Source organism: Prolixibacteraceae bacterium (genome assembly GCA_019856515.1).
Lineage (GTDB): Bacteria > Bacteroidota > Bacteroidia > Bacteroidales > Prolixibacteraceae > Halosquirtibacter > Halosquirtibacter xylanolyticus.
On sequence record CP082230.1, the window covers coordinates 4178716 to 4195816 of the forward strand.

General features: G+C 38.7%; 14 protein-coding genes. 11 read left to right on the plus strand and 3 right to left on the minus strand.

The features are described from left to right. Positions 1 to 36: 36 nt before the first annotated feature. Positions 37 to 948 (minus strand): proline dehydrogenase family protein, encoded by a 912-nt coding sequence (locus K5X82_15345; protein ID QZT36607.1) that lies wholly within the window; start codon positions 946 to 948, stop codon positions 37 to 39. Positions 949 to 1524: 576 nt separating this feature from the next. On the opposite strand from K5X82_15345, the gene K5X82_15350 reads away from it, so the two are divergent. From K5X82_15350 to K5X82_15385, 8 genes are all read left to right on the plus strand, one after another. Further along, entirely contained in the window at positions 1525 to 3165 is a 1641-nt protein-coding gene (locus K5X82_15350) for a leucine-rich repeat domain-containing protein (GenBank protein ID QZT36608.1), read from the plus strand. A 224-nt stretch (positions 3166 to 3389) separates the two neighbouring features. Beyond that, complete coding sequence (locus K5X82_15355) at positions 3390 to 3977, plus strand: hypothetical protein (protein ID QZT36609.1); 588 nt, start codon at positions 3390 to 3392, stop codon at positions 3975 to 3977. 171 nt (positions 3978 to 4148) lie between these two features. Then, on the plus strand, positions 4149 to 4757 hold the full coding sequence (locus tag K5X82_15360) for an OmpH family outer membrane protein (protein QZT36610.1): 609 nt from the start codon (positions 4149 to 4151) through the stop codon (positions 4755 to 4757). 78 nt (positions 4758 to 4835) lie between these two features. After that, positions 4836 to 6071: a hypothetical protein gene (locus K5X82_15365; GenBank protein ID QZT36611.1), complete on the plus strand. Its 1236-nt coding sequence runs from the start codon at positions 4836 to 4838 to the stop codon at positions 6069 to 6071. 28 nt (positions 6072 to 6099) lie between these two features. Then, positions 6100 to 6327 carry a hypothetical protein gene (locus tag K5X82_15370; protein ID QZT39140.1) on the plus strand — a complete coding sequence of 76 codons (228 nt, stop codon included), beginning with the start codon at positions 6100 to 6102 and terminating at the stop codon, positions 6325 to 6327. A 504-nt stretch (positions 6328 to 6831) separates the two neighbouring features. After that, on the plus strand, positions 6832 to 7677 hold the full coding sequence (locus tag K5X82_15375) for a hypothetical protein (protein ID QZT36612.1): 846 nt from the start codon (positions 6832 to 6834) through the stop codon (positions 7675 to 7677). A 133-nt stretch (positions 7678 to 7810) separates the two neighbouring features. Beyond that, positions 7811 to 9058: a peptidylprolyl isomerase gene (locus tag K5X82_15380; protein QZT36613.1), complete on the plus strand. Its 1248-nt coding sequence runs from the start codon at positions 7811 to 7813 to the stop codon at positions 9056 to 9058. Positions 9059 to 9175: 117 nt separating this feature from the next. Next, a complete protein-coding gene (locus K5X82_15385; protein ID QZT36614.1) occupies positions 9176 to 10792 on the plus strand; it encodes an organic solvent tolerance protein OstA in 1617 nt (538 codons plus the stop codon). Positions 10793 to 11044: 252 nt separating this feature from the next. Here the strand turns inward: K5X82_15385 and K5X82_15390 are convergent, their stop codons facing one another. After that, complete coding sequence (locus tag K5X82_15390) at positions 11045 to 12025, minus strand: lysophospholipase (protein QZT36615.1); 981 nt, start codon at positions 12023 to 12025, stop codon at positions 11045 to 11047. A 473-nt stretch (positions 12026 to 12498) separates the two neighbouring features. On the opposite strand from K5X82_15390, the gene K5X82_15395 reads away from it, so the two are divergent. From K5X82_15395 to K5X82_15405, 3 genes are read left to right on the plus strand one after another with little or no spacing between them, the layout of a single operon-like run. Then, positions 12499 to 14046, plus strand: coding sequence for an acyl-CoA carboxylase subunit beta (locus tag K5X82_15395; GenBank protein ID QZT36616.1), 1548 nt, complete (start codon positions 12499 to 12501; stop codon positions 14044 to 14046). A 16-nt stretch (positions 14047 to 14062) separates the two neighbouring features. Beyond that, positions 14063 to 15559: an ATP-grasp domain-containing protein gene (locus K5X82_15400; protein ID QZT36617.1), complete on the plus strand. Its 1497-nt coding sequence runs from the start codon at positions 14063 to 14065 to the stop codon at positions 15557 to 15559. A gap of 2 nt (positions 15560 to 15561) precedes the next feature. Next, a complete protein-coding gene (locus tag K5X82_15405; GenBank protein QZT36618.1) occupies positions 15562 to 16080 on the plus strand; it encodes an acetyl-CoA carboxylase biotin carboxyl carrier protein subunit in 519 nt (172 codons plus the stop codon). Positions 16081 to 16160: 80 nt separating this feature from the next. Here K5X82_15405 and K5X82_15410 read toward each other — a convergent pair whose 3' ends face one another. Next, positions 16161 to 17087: a hypothetical protein gene (locus tag K5X82_15410; protein ID QZT36619.1), complete on the minus strand. Its 927-nt coding sequence runs from the start codon at positions 17085 to 17087 to the stop codon at positions 16161 to 16163. Between the last annotated feature and the right edge of the window lie 14 nt (positions 17088 to 17101).

A 17101-nucleotide genomic window follows, 5' to 3' on the forward strand; every position in this document is an offset into this window, starting at 1 on the left:
ATATGTAAAGCAGGCATGTTTCTATTTATAACCTCTTTACGAAAAAGAGAAAAAGGCTTTGATAATATCATTTACCATCTTAGGATTCTCTTTTAATCGTCGGGTTGAATAGGCAAACCAATGCTCTCCAAAAGGAATGTATACCCGCTCTTTCTCTCCCTGTTTGATCAGGTCCATTTTAAGTCCCTCTTTCACACCACATAGACATTGGAACTCATACTGACTCTTGGGTATTTCATGGGCTCTTATCCAGCTTAATGCCTCTTCTACAATCCAACTGTCGTGGGTTGCGATACCTACAAAACCTCCGTGGTTGATAATCGATTTTAATATTCGAATATAGCTGTCTCTTACCTCCTGTTTATCCTGGTAGGCTACCTCCTTCGGTTCGAGATAGATGCCTTTGCAAAGACGGAAATTAAGGCTCTGGTCAGGATATTTTTCCATCAACTCTACCACATCTTTATTTGAACGATAGAGATAGGCCTGGATGACCAAACCAACGTTTTTAGGATATTTTTTTAGGAGGTGTTCGTACAACGCTATCTCCATCGAGGTGTAACTAGAGTCTTCCATATCAATTCGAACAAATCCTGTAGGGTACTTTGCGACCTTTTCAATAATTTTTTCGTAAAGTTTATAACAGGTCTCTTTGTCCATCTTCATACCAAACATAGAGGGTTTGATCGAAATATTGACATCCAAATCGTTTTCTGCCAAGATAGGGATCAATTCCGAATATTGCTCAAAAAAATAGTGAGCCTCATTCATGTTTTGTATCTCCTCCCCGAGTAGATCCACAGTGGTAACAGCACCTTTCTCTCTCTCTTTTCGTGCTGCAATACGGAGACTCTCAAGGTCCTTGCCTGCAATATATTTTTTAGAAAACTTCCACACAAACGACTCCGGAAAATTCGGAAGCAATTTCGCGATTAACGATTGAAACATAGTAAATGAAGTTTTAGGGTTAATATAGGGGAGATTTCCCCCTTTTAAATATAGAAAATGTTCGAATATCCTTATATGATGAATGTCACCTCTTTATATCCATTTAACTGAGCTTTTTATTATGACACTTTATATCCTTTTAGCAAACCATCTATTAAACTCTTTTATATAGACAACTATTGCTCCGGTTTGTGCGTATGTCACCGCAGTCAAGAAGCCCTCTTCTAGCCCCCTTCCCTATACTAAACTTACCCTTAAGTTACCTTTAAGTTACCCTTCCCTTACCTCCACACGACAAAAAGGTAAAGGAACCGTAACTTAAATGTATTGGAACTGTGTCTTTAATATAGGTGAAGTGTAAGTCGTAATGGTATATGATCCTTTGTGATAAAAGTGTGTTAGTGGAATTATTGCTCTTTGACAATCTTTGATGGTGGTTAAAATATGCTCCAATAGCGTATTTTAAGTGATATTCGTCTTTATATATTATTTATTTATGATAAATGGTAAATATGTGTGTGAGATATAAAATAATTGTGTATATATGTGGTTTAAAATCAAATAGTGTTTGTGTTTATGAAAAAATGTTTATTTAGTTTATTGGTCTTGCTATGTCCCATTCTAGGATTTGGGCAAGCAAAATTATGGGATACTTCCCCATATAACTATGAAGGGGAGAATGGTGTTGCCATTACCCGATATCTTGGATCAGATACAGAGGTTGTTTTTCCAGCTGACGTTGAGGGACAGAAAGTTCTTGCAATCATTGGTGTTTTTGAAGATAAACCCGATGAAAATGTAGGTGTATTTGGTCAATATTTCAATATCCCTAATAGAACCATAACACGAATTGATCTTAGTCAATCTACAAACTTAAAAGTGATTACAGATGAAGCATTGGGTCATTGTATCGCTTTAAAAACTGTTGTGTGGAATGATGGCTTAGAAGAGGTCGGATCTGCTGCTTTTTATAAAAGTTCATTGAATGGGATTGTAACTTTACCTTCAAGTGTTAAACGAATCGGAATGCATGCCTTTAGTGATTGTGCCCTGATCAAAGTTATTGAAATTGGCGATCAAATTGAGACAATCAGAAATTTTGCTTTTAGTATGCATGACTCTCCGCAACTTATTATTCATAGTAAGACATTCCCTGATATTGCAGAAAATGCTTTCCGTAAGGCATCACAGCCACGTATTTTTGTGGAGGATGATGTGGTGGCAGCTTATAGAAAGAACGATAAATATAAAAAGCTAAATCCTGTTTTTCGTCGTTTGTCTACTTTTGGTAAGCATGATGGGGATTTGTGGCGAACGAAAAAAGTACAATATAAATTATCAAGATATAACTGGATTGATGGTGTTGAAATTACTTCTTACCATGGAGATGAAACTGTAATAACGATTCCTGCAACTATAGATGGACAGAAAGTAGTAGGTATTTCAGGTAAGTTCGGAGCAGGACCATTGAGTTCAGGAATTTTTGGTCAATCTTCAGCGATACCAAATACAACTGTTACAGCGATTGACTTCTCAGGGGCTGAAAACTTGTATTATATCAATCAACATGCTTTTGCATATTGTCATGGATTGACTTCGATCGAGTTCCCTAAGAGTTTGGTAGAGATTGGTAATTACGCTTTTAAGGGGTGTCTTAACAATGCACAACCTTTGGTGATTCCGGATAATGTTACAACGATTGGTCAAAGTGCTTTTGCTTGGACCCCGTTGCATAATTTAACTATCGGTGCTAAAGTGTCTACTGTAGGTAATTTTGCATTCTCCTCTTCTGGAATAGGTATACTGCATCTTAAAGCACCTAAAGCACCAACTTGTGAGTATAGTTCTTTTGCTTTTGGTGATACTGGGGTTAAAATGACTTTTGAAAATATTTCGTATAGAGAAGTTTATCGAAGTAACTCTCGTTGGGTGACTTATGTATATCTTAATGCATACAAAAAAGTTGCTACCGATGTAGCGCAGGCTGATGTTCAGCATTATCGTTTATGGTCATCGAATGGTCAAGTAGCCGTTCGAAGTACAAAACCGATGGCATCTGTGGCCATGTATGATACGATGGGACGCAAGCTTCAGGAGTCTACAAAAGTTGGATATGAGTGGAGTACCAACTTAGGCTTGGGTACGACAGCTTTGGTTTTGATTCGTTTTGAAGATGGTCAAATAGCTAGAAGTAAAATTGTAGGCAAAGCGAACTAATAAAATAAGGTAAGAGTGTAGGTTGTTGCAACAATTTTAGTTTTAGGTTATTTGTTGTTTGTGTTAAGATTAAATGCGTTGTGACAATCTCAGTAAGGTTTAATATGCTTTCATGGTATATCAAACCTTATTTAATTAATGGGAGTGTGAAGAAGGTTTAAATAAAAACTATTGATTAAAATAGTTAATTGTTTATTACGTAATAAATCTAAGTAATGATAACGTTGGAGAAGATATTAATTTATCTGCTAATTTTGGGAGTGATTTTTCGTGTGGCTGTCGTTAAGTATGGGGTCTTTCTTGAAGGATTTGGACTTGGAGCCTTGGGGGTATTTTATGTTATATGGAGTTTTATTCATTTCAGAGATCATCACTTTAGAAAGGGTGAAATTCAAAATTGTTTATATGATCCTATAACAAAAAAGATGTCAATAATCGCAGGTGTTGGTTTGTTTCTTACCTGTATAGGTACTGCTGAGCATCTACTTTTTGTAACGAGCAGCAATATTGCTGTAGTGATAGGTCTGGTTATTTTATTGGGAGTTATGGCTTCTGAAATAGTCATGCACTATAGGGAAAAGCGTAAATATTTTTCACGTGTCTTTAAGAGAGTATTTTGTTGGATATTGTTTGGTTCATTTGCTTGGTATTCGTCTGGTATTAGATCTGTAGAAATTATCTATAGAAGACATCCTCGATTTGTCAGAGCATATAAAGCTGTTAAGAGAAATCCTAAGGATCAACAACTCATTGAATTGATGAAACGTGAATATCATATTGCTACAGGCGGTTCAAATGATGTTAATTTATAGAACATAAGATCCGTGTTAAATATAATCAATTAAGCTAATTGGTGATTTTGCTTGTGTGGTTTATCTTGGGTATGTTTTCTTGTGTATTTTTAGTTGATAAAATGTTTTAATTCTGTGAAATAATATAAGGAATGTGATATACAAAATCTTATATTTGTAATTAAAGAGCGAATGAAAAACACATTTACTATTTATTTTACGAAACTTATGAATAAGAAGACGAGTAATTCTATTGCACTACTTTTAAGCCTAATCGTTGTATTGGTTTTTAGTGCATGTAACCAAAATAATCAAGAAACGAAAACAGCTTCAGCTCCTGTTAACAATGGAAAGATTGCATTTGTTAGAATGGACTCTTTGGTGGTGAACTACTATCTTGCGAAAGAGATTAATGAGGCATTCCAAGAGACTCAAAAAGGATATAATAAAGAGTTTGGTGCGAAGAAGCAAAAGTTTACTGAAGATGCACAAGCTTTCCAAGCTAAACTACAGCGTGGTGGTTTCTTGACTGAAACAAGTGCGAGAAAAGAGAGAGATCGTATTTTGGCAATGGAGCAAGAGGTGAAGAAGATGGACTATGAACTGTCTGCTAAGCTTCAAAAGATTCAGGCGGAAAATAATCAGCGTGTTCTAGATAGTTTGAATGCTGTATTGGATCGTTTCCAAGATGCTCAACATTATAAGTATATTTTAGATGGTGCTGCTGTATTGCGTACAGAGGGTGGAGACAATATCACATCTGAGATTCTGGATATCCTAAACGGATCGCAGAAGAAGTAATAGAGAGTAGTATTCGATAGATATTTCCAAAAAAGCAAGAGCATTCATGTCTCTTGCTTTTTTTATTAGTTGTAGTTTATGGGATTTGCGGATAAATATTTACAAAAGATTGTCCATAGTGATAATCAAGTTTTTGATTTCAATGGTCTACCTGAAACCCCTCTTGTGGTGATTATTCCAGCTTATGATGAGCCTGAGATAGATCTTTGTATTCGAAGCTTGATGGCTTGTGATCGTCCCGATAATCCTGTGTTGGTTTTGGTGCTTTTTAATTCAGGAGAGATGTCATCGGAGTCGGTTCGACAAGAGAATCGTCGTGGTATGAAACGACTCGATGCGTTGTCGCAAGAGTTAAGCAATGTTTCTTGGTTTTATCTTCGCACTGCTCTGGTGGAGGATGTTCGGAAGAAGAAGGCTGGTGTTGGTTTTGCAAGAAAGACGCTGATGGATCATGCGGTGGGGTTCTTCAATGGAGTGGATCGTTCTGATGGTTTGATCGCTTCGCTGGATGCTGATTGCACTGTTTCGCCCAACTACCTGATGGAACTATCGAAAGTGGCATTGGCGGATCGTAACCTTTTTTATATCCACTATTTTGAGCACCCAATTGACTCTAATAAGGCTCTTCATCGTGGTATTGTCGACTATGAACTGCATCTGCGCTACTATGCAGAGGCACTTAAATCTACGGGGTTTCCTTATGCGTTTCATACTGTAGGGTCTGCTTTTTCTGTGAGAGCAGAGGCTTATGTGAAGCAGGGAGGAATGAACGACCGTAAGGCTGGTGAGGATTTCTATTTTCTGCATAAACTTACACATATTGGAACTCCTAGGCTACTGTCTGGATTGACTGTGTATCCATGTGTTCGTTTGTCTGATAGGGTTCCTTTTGGGACAGGCCCCATGCTGCGTAAATGGAATGACCAAGGCGAAGATCTGAGTGTGAGCTATCCTTTGGTCTCTTTTCGTAAGATCACCACGTTATTTGACCGGGTGGATCATCTGTTTGTTTCTAACGATGTGATGTTGGAGGTGGACCCGGATGTTGCTCAGTTCATGAACAGTCATGGAGACATCGATAAATTGTCGCAGTTGAGACAGAATTGTAGTACAAGTGGTGCTTTTAGAAAGCGATTCTTTCATCTCTTCGATGCATTTTGGGTCTTAAAATGTTTAAATTTTCTGATAGAGCATGGTTTTTGTAAAGATACGACACTTAGTGGGTTGATCTCTTTGGGGTTAGTTGAAGAGAAGGACTCTACCTTAGAAGCACTCCAAATATTGCGAAAGAGAGAGATTCTAGAGAATAAATGAGTATTTTTGCACAAAATAAGGAATTATGATTGTAGTTAAATTAGTACTGATTTCTATTGTGTTGGTAGGAATTTGTGTTGCAGGTTTAGCAACTCAGATACTACTGAAAAAGAATGGTCAATTTCCTCATACCCATGTAGGAGGGAATAGAGAGATGAAAAAGAGAGGTCTGATCTGTGCCAAAAGCTATGATGCGATGGAGCAAAAAAGAGCTTACTCTAAGGTTAATTTCAGTAATTTGAAGTTAGCAAAGTAATTTTTAACGATTAAAAATAGAGTAGAAGACAATAAAGTCTTAAATTTGTGGTGAAACCATAAATCATGATATCATGGCTACTCTTAAGATGTTTTTAATCGTGCTATTTTTTATGGCGGTCGTTTTTGGACTTCTTTCAGCTAAATTTTTCCGAGAGAATGCAGTGCGTAAAAGCGCTTGTTCTATGGGTGAGGGAAGCTGTGGAAGTTGTTCTTCAAAATGTAAGTCAGAATAAAATAGAGAGGTTGTTTCGATCAGATCGAGACAACCTTTTTTGTTCTTATGGTTTTGGTCATGGTTTTTTATGACGGAATTACTTCGAGTTGGATGGTGTACGGCTCAATACCGTATGGTGTTCAACAGCATTTGTAATCGTTCATGGCGATTCAAACTTATCTTAACACTTTTATACTATCATTTTGTTATATTTGAGTAGACTTCTTAGTAATATAAGAAGCCGACCCTTAGAAACATATGGATTCTTTCATACAAAATGGTGGTGAAATGAATAAGCTTTTTTTGTTAAATATATGCATTGCGGTATTGTGGCTCTCTTGTGTTCGTGTGGAACAAAATGAGAATAATACTGCGTTGATCGCGGAGGTTGGAAGGTATAAACTGACTGAAGAGATGGTGCTTCAGTGGCTGCCAGAAGGTCTGGATAGCTTGGATCGTGCTGCTTTTATTGCAAATTATAAACAGCAGTGGGTGAGGCAAAAACTCTTGGTGAGTAAAGCTGAAAGTACATTGACTGTCGATGAGATGGAGATGAGTCGTAAGATGGAGGAGTATCGTGAGAATTTACTGATCTATCGCTTGGAACAAAAATATATTTCAGAACATTTGGATACGTTAGTTCCTGTTAATTTATCGAAATCATATTATGAGAAGCATATGGATAAGTTTAAGCTGCCTACCGCTATTGTAAAGGCTGTAGTAGTGCAAGTTCCAACCTATGCTTCGGAGCCGGAAGAGATTAAGAGGCTTTTAATGTCAAAGGATACAAATGATTTTCTATCTTTAGAGTCTTATTGTTTCCGTTATGCTACGCGCTATGATGATTTTGAAGACGAATGGATTCCTTTTCATATGGTAGAACGTTTTTTTAAAGATGACTTTCAGCAACCCAAAAGGTTTTTTTTAAGAAATCGTTATTACGAACAAAAGGATTCTTTAAACTTTAGATGTGTATATTTGAAGCAATTTATGGATGCTGGTGCTTTTGCTCCGTATGAATATTCAAGGAAACGAGTGGAAAATTGGATATTGAACGAAAGAAAACGTAATCTCCTTAGAGAATTGGATAGCCTTACTTATAAGGAGGCTATGCATGATGATAGAATAAAATAAGTAGGAAAAATAAGAACAAGAATCAGATAGTATGTATATAAAGAATTTACGAGCTTTTTTACTTTCATTTTGTCTATGTTGTAGCGTAATGGTTAATGGCCAGGACAAGGTTATAGACGAAATTGTGGCTATTGTGGGTAATAACATTATCCTTAAGTCAGATGTGGAGCAACAGTACTTGCAGATGCAAGCACAGGGTATGACCACCGATGGTGACATGAAATGTGAGATCCTTGAACAGTTTTTAGAAGCCAAACTGTTGATGGCTGAGGCAGCACTGGATACGACTATTGAGGTGACCGATGGTCAGGTTAATGGTGAGATGGAACGTCGTTTACAAATGTATAGAGAACGTATTGGTACGGATCGTGATATCGAGAAGTTCTTTAAGCAAAATATGTCGGAAATTCGTTCTAGTTTGGATGAGAATATCCGTCAACAAATTGTTACCCAGCAGATGAGAGGTAAAATCACTGAAGGGGTTACAGCAACACCGGCTGAGGTTCGTCGTTATGTGAAAGATACAGACGAGTCGAAGTTACCTAAGGTAGGTGGCCAGTTGGAGTACGAACAGATATTAGTGACTCCTGTGGTTCCTGAAAAGGAGGTGTTGAGAGTAAAGAATAGTTTGCGTCAGATAAAGAAGCGTGTTGAGGATGGTTCTAGTTTTGCTACGATGGCCGTATTATATTCTCAAGGTCCTTCCGCAACCAATGGTGGTGAACTTGGTTTTATGGGTAAAGGTCAGTTAGACCCTGCTTATGCCGAGGCTGCTTTTAACTTGGAAAGTGGAGAGGTCTCGAATGTGGTTAAGAGTGATTTTGGTTACCATATCATCCAGATGGTGGAGAAGAAAGGTGGTAAAGCAAATACTAGACATATTTTGATGCGTCCAAAGATAGATCCTAAAGAGAAAGAGGGAGCTAAGGCTCGTATCGACTCTATCGTGGATATGATCGACGACGAGAAGATTACATGGAAGAGAGCTGCTTTCTTATATTCATCAGATAAAGATTCGAGAAATAATAGTGGCTTGGTGATTAATCAAATGAATATGTCATCTAAGTTTAATATTTCAGAGGTGCCACCACAAGATAGTAAGGTGTTGGCTGATATGAAAGTGGGGAAAATTTCTAAGCCTTATTGGGCTGAAGACCCTCGTAAAGGTGGTGGATCATATAAAGTGGTTAAGCTGATCACTAAGACGAAGGAGCACGTGGCAAATCCACAAGAGGATTATCAAGTGTTGTATGACCAATTCTTGGGTGAGAAGAAAGAGGATGTATACCGTCAGTGGATCAAAGATCATATGGGTGAAACGTATGTGAGAATTGACCCTTCTTATGCGAATTGTAATTTTGATAATAATTGGGAGAAGTAATTATTATCTAAAAAATAAAGGCTATTTACAAGAGAAACGTGGCATTAATTTTGTTCTCTTGTAAATAGCTTTTTTGTATTATAATAAAGAATTATTGTTTTGAATTGTTGTCTAAGTATGAGACGAAGCCTATATATTCTGCTTACTGCTGGCTTATTGTTTGTGGCGAATGTCTCTACAGCTCAAAAGCGTAGAGTGTATATCGATCACAGCGATAGCTTGGTGAGTAATGTGGGGGTGGCAAAGAATGCTGATCGTTTGATTGGTAACGTAATAGTAAGACATATGGGGGCTATCATGCATTGTGATAGTGCTTATTTCTACTCCAATGAGAATAAAGTAGATGCTTTTGGACGTATTCATATTACGCAAGGAGATACTGTTGACCTAAAGGGAAACAGTCTTGTTTATGATGGGAATACGGCATTAGCCATTATTCGTGGTAATGTAGAGCTAAAAGACCCCTCTTTGGTGCTTACTACCGATGAGTTGGAGTATAACCTGGAACACGGTATGGCTTATTACAATACCGGTGGTACTATTGTGGATAGTTTAAATACTTTGAATAGTCGTGTGGGTAGATATTACTCGGAGGATAAGATGTTGTTCTTTAAGGATAGTGTACATCTTGTCAATAAAGATTTTATCATGGATTCCGATACACTGAAGTATGATACGGAGCATAAGATTGTCTATATATCTGGTCCAACGACTGTCAATGGCGATTCAGGTTATCTCTATTCTGAATTAGGTTGGTATGAGACAATATCTCAAAATGCTGAGCTGTATAAGAATTCTCGTATGGGGAATGAGAAGCAGGAGTTGAGGTGTGATACACTTCTGTATGATAAGCTACGAGGACAAGCTTGGGCATATCATCATGTAGAGATTGAGGATTTTAAGAGCATGCTTGAGATACGTGGTGAAATAGGAGAGTATAATGAACATAGTGAGGAGGGAATGGTGACTAAAAAAGCCGAGCTTCTTCAGTATAGTGAAAAGGATACCCTGTTTTTGCATGCCGATACGCTACGTACTTACCCTATGGCTGACTCTATTGCCGATAAAAAGATATTTTTAGCATACAATAAGGTGCGGTTTTATCGCAAAGATATGCAAGGAAAATGTGACTCATTGGTATATAGTGCGCAAGATTCGGTGATGCGAATGTATTTTGAACCGATCGTTTGGGCAATGAATAACCAGATGACTGCAGACTCTATTACCTATGCGAACCAACCTAAAGGAGCCGACCTGTTGAAGCTCTATACGGATGCATTTATGGTATCGAAGGATAGCCTAGATATGTATAATCAAATTAGTGGTAAGAATATGGTTGGTTACATTGTCAATAACTCATTGGATGTGTTGGATGTGATTGGGAATGGCGAAACGATATACTATGTCAAGGATAAGAGTGGTATGATGGGAGTCAATAAGGCAGAGTGTTCTAATATAAAGATCAAAATGAAAGAGAATAAGATCTATCGTATCTCTTTTATTACTCAACCTAAGATGGACTTCTTTCCTCCTGCCGATTTTGGTAACCAAGATCTCAAGTTACCTCTGTTTAGATGGGAGGAGGCCATAAGACCTAAGAGCCCAGAGGATATCTTTAACTATGAGGCTTATGATGACGGTAAAGAGGTTGAACGCAATATTGTAGACCAGATATCTAAGAAAGAGATTCTAGAAAAGGTGCGAAAATCATTACGCCAATCAGATAAGAAGTAGTTATTCATTAGGTTTACCTAATTATATCAAAGGCCTTCCAATATCGTTGGAAGGCCTTTGTTGGTATATGCGATTATAGCTACGCTATTTTCTCGATACGATATTTATATGCACCGTTACGCTGTCCTCCTATTTGGTCTATTAAACATTAAAAACGATCTCTGTCGAATAACTCTATAGTACCATTACTTTGTCTTCTCCTAGCAGATATATTTGCCATATCCTATCAACCATGTAAACATCCCATAGATATTACTTGAGGATATATTTCTTTAGGAACGCCTCTGTTCTTCGTTCTACTCTTTGCCAACTGTGTGACTGTAATCCATTTGCTATCACATGTGTGTCGGCATTCGGAAATAGAACAAGCTCTTTCTCTTCGGTTCCTAATAGAGGGTACATCTCTTTTATCGCTTTAACGCTAACAGTGTTGTCTTCGTGCTTTTCATCTTTGTAGTAGGCACCAATAAACGTAGGACATGTAACTTTCGAGAAAGTCTCTTCGTTCATCGTGATATCTAGAAGTTGCTGTAGATAAACCATACTCTCTACACGGTATTTCTGGTACCAGTATTGTGCCACCTTGCCCGTGTCGTGGAAGACGCGGAAGTTACCACCCATCGCCAAACGTGCAATGTCTAGCCCCCATGGTTTAGATAGTAGCTTCGCTTCGGGTTGCTTGATAACAATATTGGGAGAGTAGAGAATTAATCCATCGACAAGTTCTGGAAAGTCTGCTGCAAGCTTCAACGAAAGTGTTCCCCCAGTGGAGGTACTCATGATAATGACTTTCGTCCCTAATTGGTGTGCGATAGCTAGAGCCTCTTTTGAGGATTCGTAAAGCTTGTCTGGAGTCATATCTAGCAGTGCATTCTTCTTCTTGAGCCCATGATCATGAAGTCGAGCATAATATGCATTCGCATTCATCATCTTGGTGATATGATCGTTAATAGGAGCCCCTTCATACCATGATGCAGAGAAGCCATGGAGATAGAGAAGTACATACTCCGTATCCTCTTTGGTCTCTCTGTTATTCCAGATGATACGTGCTTCATTGTCCTCTCTTGTTTCCGTTTCTGCTTCGCGTTTGTTGACCCATTGGTCAAGTTCGTCTCCCTTCTTATCAATCTCTGGTAGAGAATCCGTGAGCTTATATGGTCTAGGTCGTGGTCCTACAAAGTATCCTGCGATAAGGAAAAGGATACATATTATGGCTATTCTAACCTTCTTCATGCTATGTCAATTTTGTTGTTATTTCGATCAAGTAAAGAATTATATGCTAAAAATAATCACTTTTTGATTATAAAACTCGAATGTTCTATTTTTTCAATATACAGTTGTCTATATGTAATGTGTTGATAAACAGATGTCTCTTATTTCTGTAACGTTTTCGATAAGAATAAGGTTCATTTTTTGTTAACAAATATTAACCAATGTCCGTTGCGATTACTTGTAAAAATGATTCAATTTGTCAGTATAACAGTGAAAGGTCTGGCTATTTGGTTATTAAATAGATTACTATTAACTTTAAGCTTGATCTACTATCGTAGAAAGAATAAAATGTTAGAACTAAAATATGCCCCCATATTAGAATGAACATTGAAGCTAAGAATATGATATTTGATGCTACCCACAGATTCTTTTTTTATACCCCCCCACAATCAGTTATAGTAAGAAAACCATCACTCTGAAAAAAATATATTTTAATGAAGGATAATAGAATACATTACAAAAGGTTTAACGACCGTGATCAGAGGTTTAATGAAAAATTTGACGATGCATATTTTGAACGCCAGCATGCAAAAGGTAAGCTGACTGCAATAGAACGTGTCGATATTTTATTAGACGAGGATTCATTTGTTGAGATTGATGCATTTGCATTGCCATTAAACTATGAAGGAAACGATCCTAAGGCACTTGGTGATGGCGTTATCTGTGGTTATGGTAAGATCAACAACAGAGATGTGCTTGTTTATGCACAAGATTTTAACTATCAAGGTGGTTCATTAGGTACAATCCATGCCGAGAAGATCCAAAAAGTACAAGATCTTGGTTTAAAGATGGGGCATCCTGTCATTGGATTGATTGACTCTGGTGGCGCAAGAATCCAGGAAGGTATTGCTAGTCTGGCTGGATATGCTGGTATCTTTATGAACAATGTAAAGTCGTCAGGAGTTATTCCTCAGATCTCAGTAATCTTAGGACCTGCTGCTGGAGGTGCAGTGTACTCTCCTGCTTTGACTGACTTCATCTTTATGACTCGTAAAACGGCCTATATGTTTGTGACGGGGCCAAATGTGGTTAAAGAGGTGCTGAACGAAGATACGACAAGTGAGAAGCTTGGTGGTGCTGATGTTCACAGTGCAAAGAGTGGTGTTGCCGACTTTATCTATGATGATGAAGAGCATACCCTGTTAGGTGTTCGAAAGCTTCTTAGCTATTTGCCATCCAACAACATAGAACAACCTCCTGTATCCAAAAGTGTGAATATCCTACCTGATGGAATGGAGAATATCTCTAAAATCATTCCAGATGACTCTAATAAGCCATACGATGTCATTGAGATTATCAACAGATTGGTTGACAAGGGGTCATTCTTCGAAACAGCAGAAGGATACGCACAGAGCATTGTAACTGGTTTGGCAAGGTTGAACAATCAGGTTATTGGTATTGTGGCCAATCAACCCAAACACCTTGCAGGAACTTTAGATATTGATTCTTCTCGCAAAGCAGCGCGATTTGTTCGTTTCTGTGATGCTTTTCATATACCGATACTTGTGTTAGAAGATGTACCTGGTTTCTTACCCGGTATCGAACAAGAGCATGCAGCGATCATTAAGCACGGTGCCAAACTACTATTTGCTTTTGCTGAAGCATCCGTACCTAAGATCACCGTGATCCTTCGTAAAGCTTATGGTGGAGCTTATATTGTTATGAACAGCAATAAGATGGGGGGCGACTTCAACTTCGCATGGCCTACAGCCGAAATTGCTGTGATGGGACCAGAAGGTGCTGTTAAGATTCTTAATAGGAAAGAGATTGCTGCATCAGAGAACCCTGAAGAGGTGCGTCGCTCATTGATCTTAAAATATAAAGAAGAGGTGGCAAACCCTTATATCGCAGATCAAAAAGGATATATCGACGAGGTGATTCTACCTGAGACTACCCGTGATAAGTTGATCAAAGCCTTCGCACTGTTAGAGAATAAGTTCGTTGAGAAGAGTTCTAAGAAACACGGTAACATTCCACTTTAATTTGCAAATAACGAGTATGAAAAAAATATCATCTATACTTATAGCCAATAGAGGAGAGATTGCCATCCGTATTGCTCAAACAGCAAAGAAGATGGGGATCGAAGTATTTGGTCTTATGACCCATTATGAACCGAATGCAGTATACCTTCAGCATATGGATCGTATTGTGGATGTCACAGCCCACAGCCACGAAAACGTATTTATGAACCCAGATATGATTGCGGAGATCGCACATAATCATGGGGTGACTTCCGTTCATCCTGGTTATGGATTCCTGTCTGAGAGTCGCGAATTAGCTGAGGCATGCGATCGATTAGGCGTTATTCTTATTGGTCCTTCTGCCCAAGCAATTGAAGATATGGGCGATAAAGGAGTGGCGCGTAAGATGGCTAAGGCGGCTGGTGTCCCTATCTTAGAGGGGAGTAAGGACATCGTGGAGAATATCGATGACGCAAAAGTGTTGGCCGACAATATTGGTTACCCTGTTATTATCAAAGCGGTAGCTGGTGGTGGTGGTAAAGGAATGCGTGTGGCACGTACACCAGATGAGCTGTCCATGATGTTCAAGATGGCACGTCGCGAGGCAGAAGGTATCTTCAACAATGCAGATGTATTTATCGAGAAATATGTTGAAGATCCCCATCATATCGAATTTCAGATCCTTGCCGATAAGCATGGAAATGTAGTGCACCTTTTCGAAAGAGAGTGTAGTATTCAGCGTAAGCACCAAAAGCTTGTAGAGGAGGCGCCTTCTCCAGCACTAAACGACACCCTAAGACAGAAGATGGGCGAGGCTGCTGTAAACATTGCAAAGTATGCAAACTACTACAGTGCTGGAACCGTTGAGTTTCTTGTGGATACCGATAAGAACTTCTACTTCTTAGAGATGAACACCCGAATACAGGTAGAGCATCCCATCACTGAGGCTATCACAGGAGTGGACCTTATCGAGCAGATGATTCGCATCGCACAAGATGAGCCTCTGCCATTCAAACAGGAGGATATCAAAATCGAAGGAGCATGTATTGAATATCGTCTAAATGCCGAAGATGTTCAGTCTAACTTTGCACCTGCGTTCGGTATTATCGAGCAGTACGATTTTCCAACACACCCTGCACTGCGTTTAGACACTGGTTATCGCAATGGCATTGTCGTGCCTCCATACTTCGATTCGATGGTTGCAAAGGTGATCGTATCTGGCGAGAGCCGTGAAGCTGTATTGGCATCCTCAAGAGAGATTCTTGAAGAGATCAAGATCAAAGGAATTAAAACCACATTAGGATTCTTTAAAAAGATATTAGACACCCCTTCGTTTATTGAGGGTAGCTATACCACTTCGTTCTTGTTAAAAGACATAGATCAAGTGTTCCACCAAAAACCAAACGAAGAGATGGTGGCTGCTTATGTGGCGATGCAGTTATACTTGAATAACAAAAGTGATATTGAGACTGGAGATTTAGAGCAAAAACTAAGCTCTCCATGGTTACAGAGCAAACACTTAAAAAATCTTTAATCATGATAGCACGTAAAAGAAAGACCAATAAGTTCTATGTGGGTGGAGAGAACGAATATACGTTTATCGAAGAGCTTGGTGAGCTTAAAACGATGGATGGAGAAGAGATCCATATTGGAACAGATTTCTCTCAAGAAGAGATTGAATTGACTTTAGATGGAGTGATCCACAAAGCACAGATCGTATCGATAAAGAAAAATAAGTGTACCGTACTTGTCAATGGTAACACATATAACTTCGTAATCGACACAGAGATCTCTAAAAGAAGAAAAGAGATTCTAACTCGCGATGAAGACGAGAAAGAGCAAGAGGTTATTGCACCTATTCCTGGAAAGATAGTAGATGTATTTGTAGCCAAAGGACAGAATGTCGAGGCGGGACAAATCATCCTTACTCTAGAGGCAATGAAGATGCAGAACGAGATTCTTGCTCCGATCTCTGGAGTGGTGACCGAACTCAATATCAAGCCCGAAGAGGTGGTGGTGGCAGGACATAAGATGGTGACTATCGAAGTGATATAACCAATCAAAAGTAACCATTAAACATAAAAGGGTGAAAGCAACTAGCTTTCACCCTTTATATATATTATGATCTCATGCAATTAATAAAAACCGCCATTCTTATAGGTCAGCTTGTAATACCCGTGATCATATTGATCGTTGCCAACAGAGTTGAACTTAAGGGTCTTAACAAAAGCAATTGCACTATCTATAGTACGCTGACTCGTAATGGTTGTCTTCCCCTCATCTACCAACACTTTAGAAACTTGCCCTATCGGATTCACCGTCAAGTTTAAGTAGATAGTTCCACTTTCAGCACCAATATGACCTGGTTGCTTTGCTCCAGAAAGATAGACGCGATTGGCTACACTCAGCCCTTTACGTTTAGATGAATTGGTCGAAACCGCACTGGTCTTACTACTTGCTGTCGCTCTATTATTGACCTTCTCTTGTTCTTTGGTCTTCTCAGCAGTAGTAATGATATTCTTCAACATCTCCTGAGCCTGCTGCTCTGCGATCTTGATCTTCTCTTGAACCTTACGGATACTATCTTCTCGACGCTTCTTGATCATCTTCTCACGTTTGACCTCCTCTTTATGTCGTCGCTCTTCTTCCTGTCTCTTCTTCTCCTCTGCCTTCTTCACAGAGTTGATATCGGTAGTCTTCTTATTATTGACTTTAGGTGTATCTTTTTTGACCCCTTCGTTAGACTTATTTTTATAAGACTTTCCTGCTTTAGGTGTGACTACACTTTTATGTATCTTTTCTACCTTCTTCTGATGCTCTTTAGGTCTGGCTTTCGAAGCTGTTGCGATCTTATCGTTCTTCTGTTGCTTCACAGGACGTTTAGGCTTGGCTTGTGCCACCCTATCCATTCCTCTATTATCCACCAACACAACGTACTCTTGATCACTTCCTCCATTTTGCCCATCTAGCGTAACGAAACAAAGGATCAGTACAATAATCAGGTGTGTAACCAACGAAAAAACAGCACCATGAAGTCGGGTATCATCATTTTGATTTACCATGTTAGTTCATTTGA

What these genes read in the sequence shown, in the direction of transcription:
- K5X82_15345 (QZT36607.1), bottom strand. Translation starts at nt 948, where the DNA reads ATGTTTCAATCGTTAATCGCGAAATTGCTTCCGAATTTTCCGGAGTCG.
- K5X82_15350 (QZT36608.1), top strand. Translation starts at nt 1,525, where the DNA reads ATGAAAAAATGTTTATTTAGTTTATTGGTCTTGCTATGTCCCATTCTA.
- K5X82_15360 (QZT36610.1), top strand. Translation starts at nt 4,149, where the DNA reads ATGAAAAACACATTTACTATTTATTTTACGAAACTTATGAATAAGAAG.
- K5X82_15365 (QZT36611.1), top strand. Translation starts at nt 4,836, where the DNA reads ATGGGATTTGCGGATAAATATTTACAAAAGATTGTCCATAGTGATAAT.
- K5X82_15375 (QZT36612.1), top strand. Translation starts at nt 6,832, where the DNA reads ATGAATAAGCTTTTTTTGTTAAATATATGCATTGCGGTATTGTGGCTC.
- K5X82_15385 (QZT36614.1), top strand. Translation starts at nt 9,176, where the DNA reads ATGAGACGAAGCCTATATATTCTGCTTACTGCTGGCTTATTGTTTGTG.
- K5X82_15390 (QZT36615.1), bottom strand. Translation starts at nt 12,025, where the DNA reads ATGAAGAAGGTTAGAATAGCCATAATATGTATCCTTTTCCTTATCGCA.
- K5X82_15395 (QZT36616.1), top strand. Translation starts at nt 12,499, where the DNA reads ATGAAGGATAATAGAATACATTACAAAAGGTTTAACGACCGTGATCAG.
- K5X82_15400 (QZT36617.1), top strand. Translation starts at nt 14,063, where the DNA reads ATGAAAAAAATATCATCTATACTTATAGCCAATAGAGGAGAGATTGCC.
- K5X82_15405 (QZT36618.1), top strand. Translation starts at nt 15,562, where the DNA reads ATGATAGCACGTAAAAGAAAGACCAATAAGTTCTATGTGGGTGGAGAG.
- K5X82_15410 (QZT36619.1), bottom strand. Translation starts at nt 17,087, where the DNA reads ATGGTAAATCAAAATGATGATACCCGACTTCATGGTGCTGTTTTTTCG.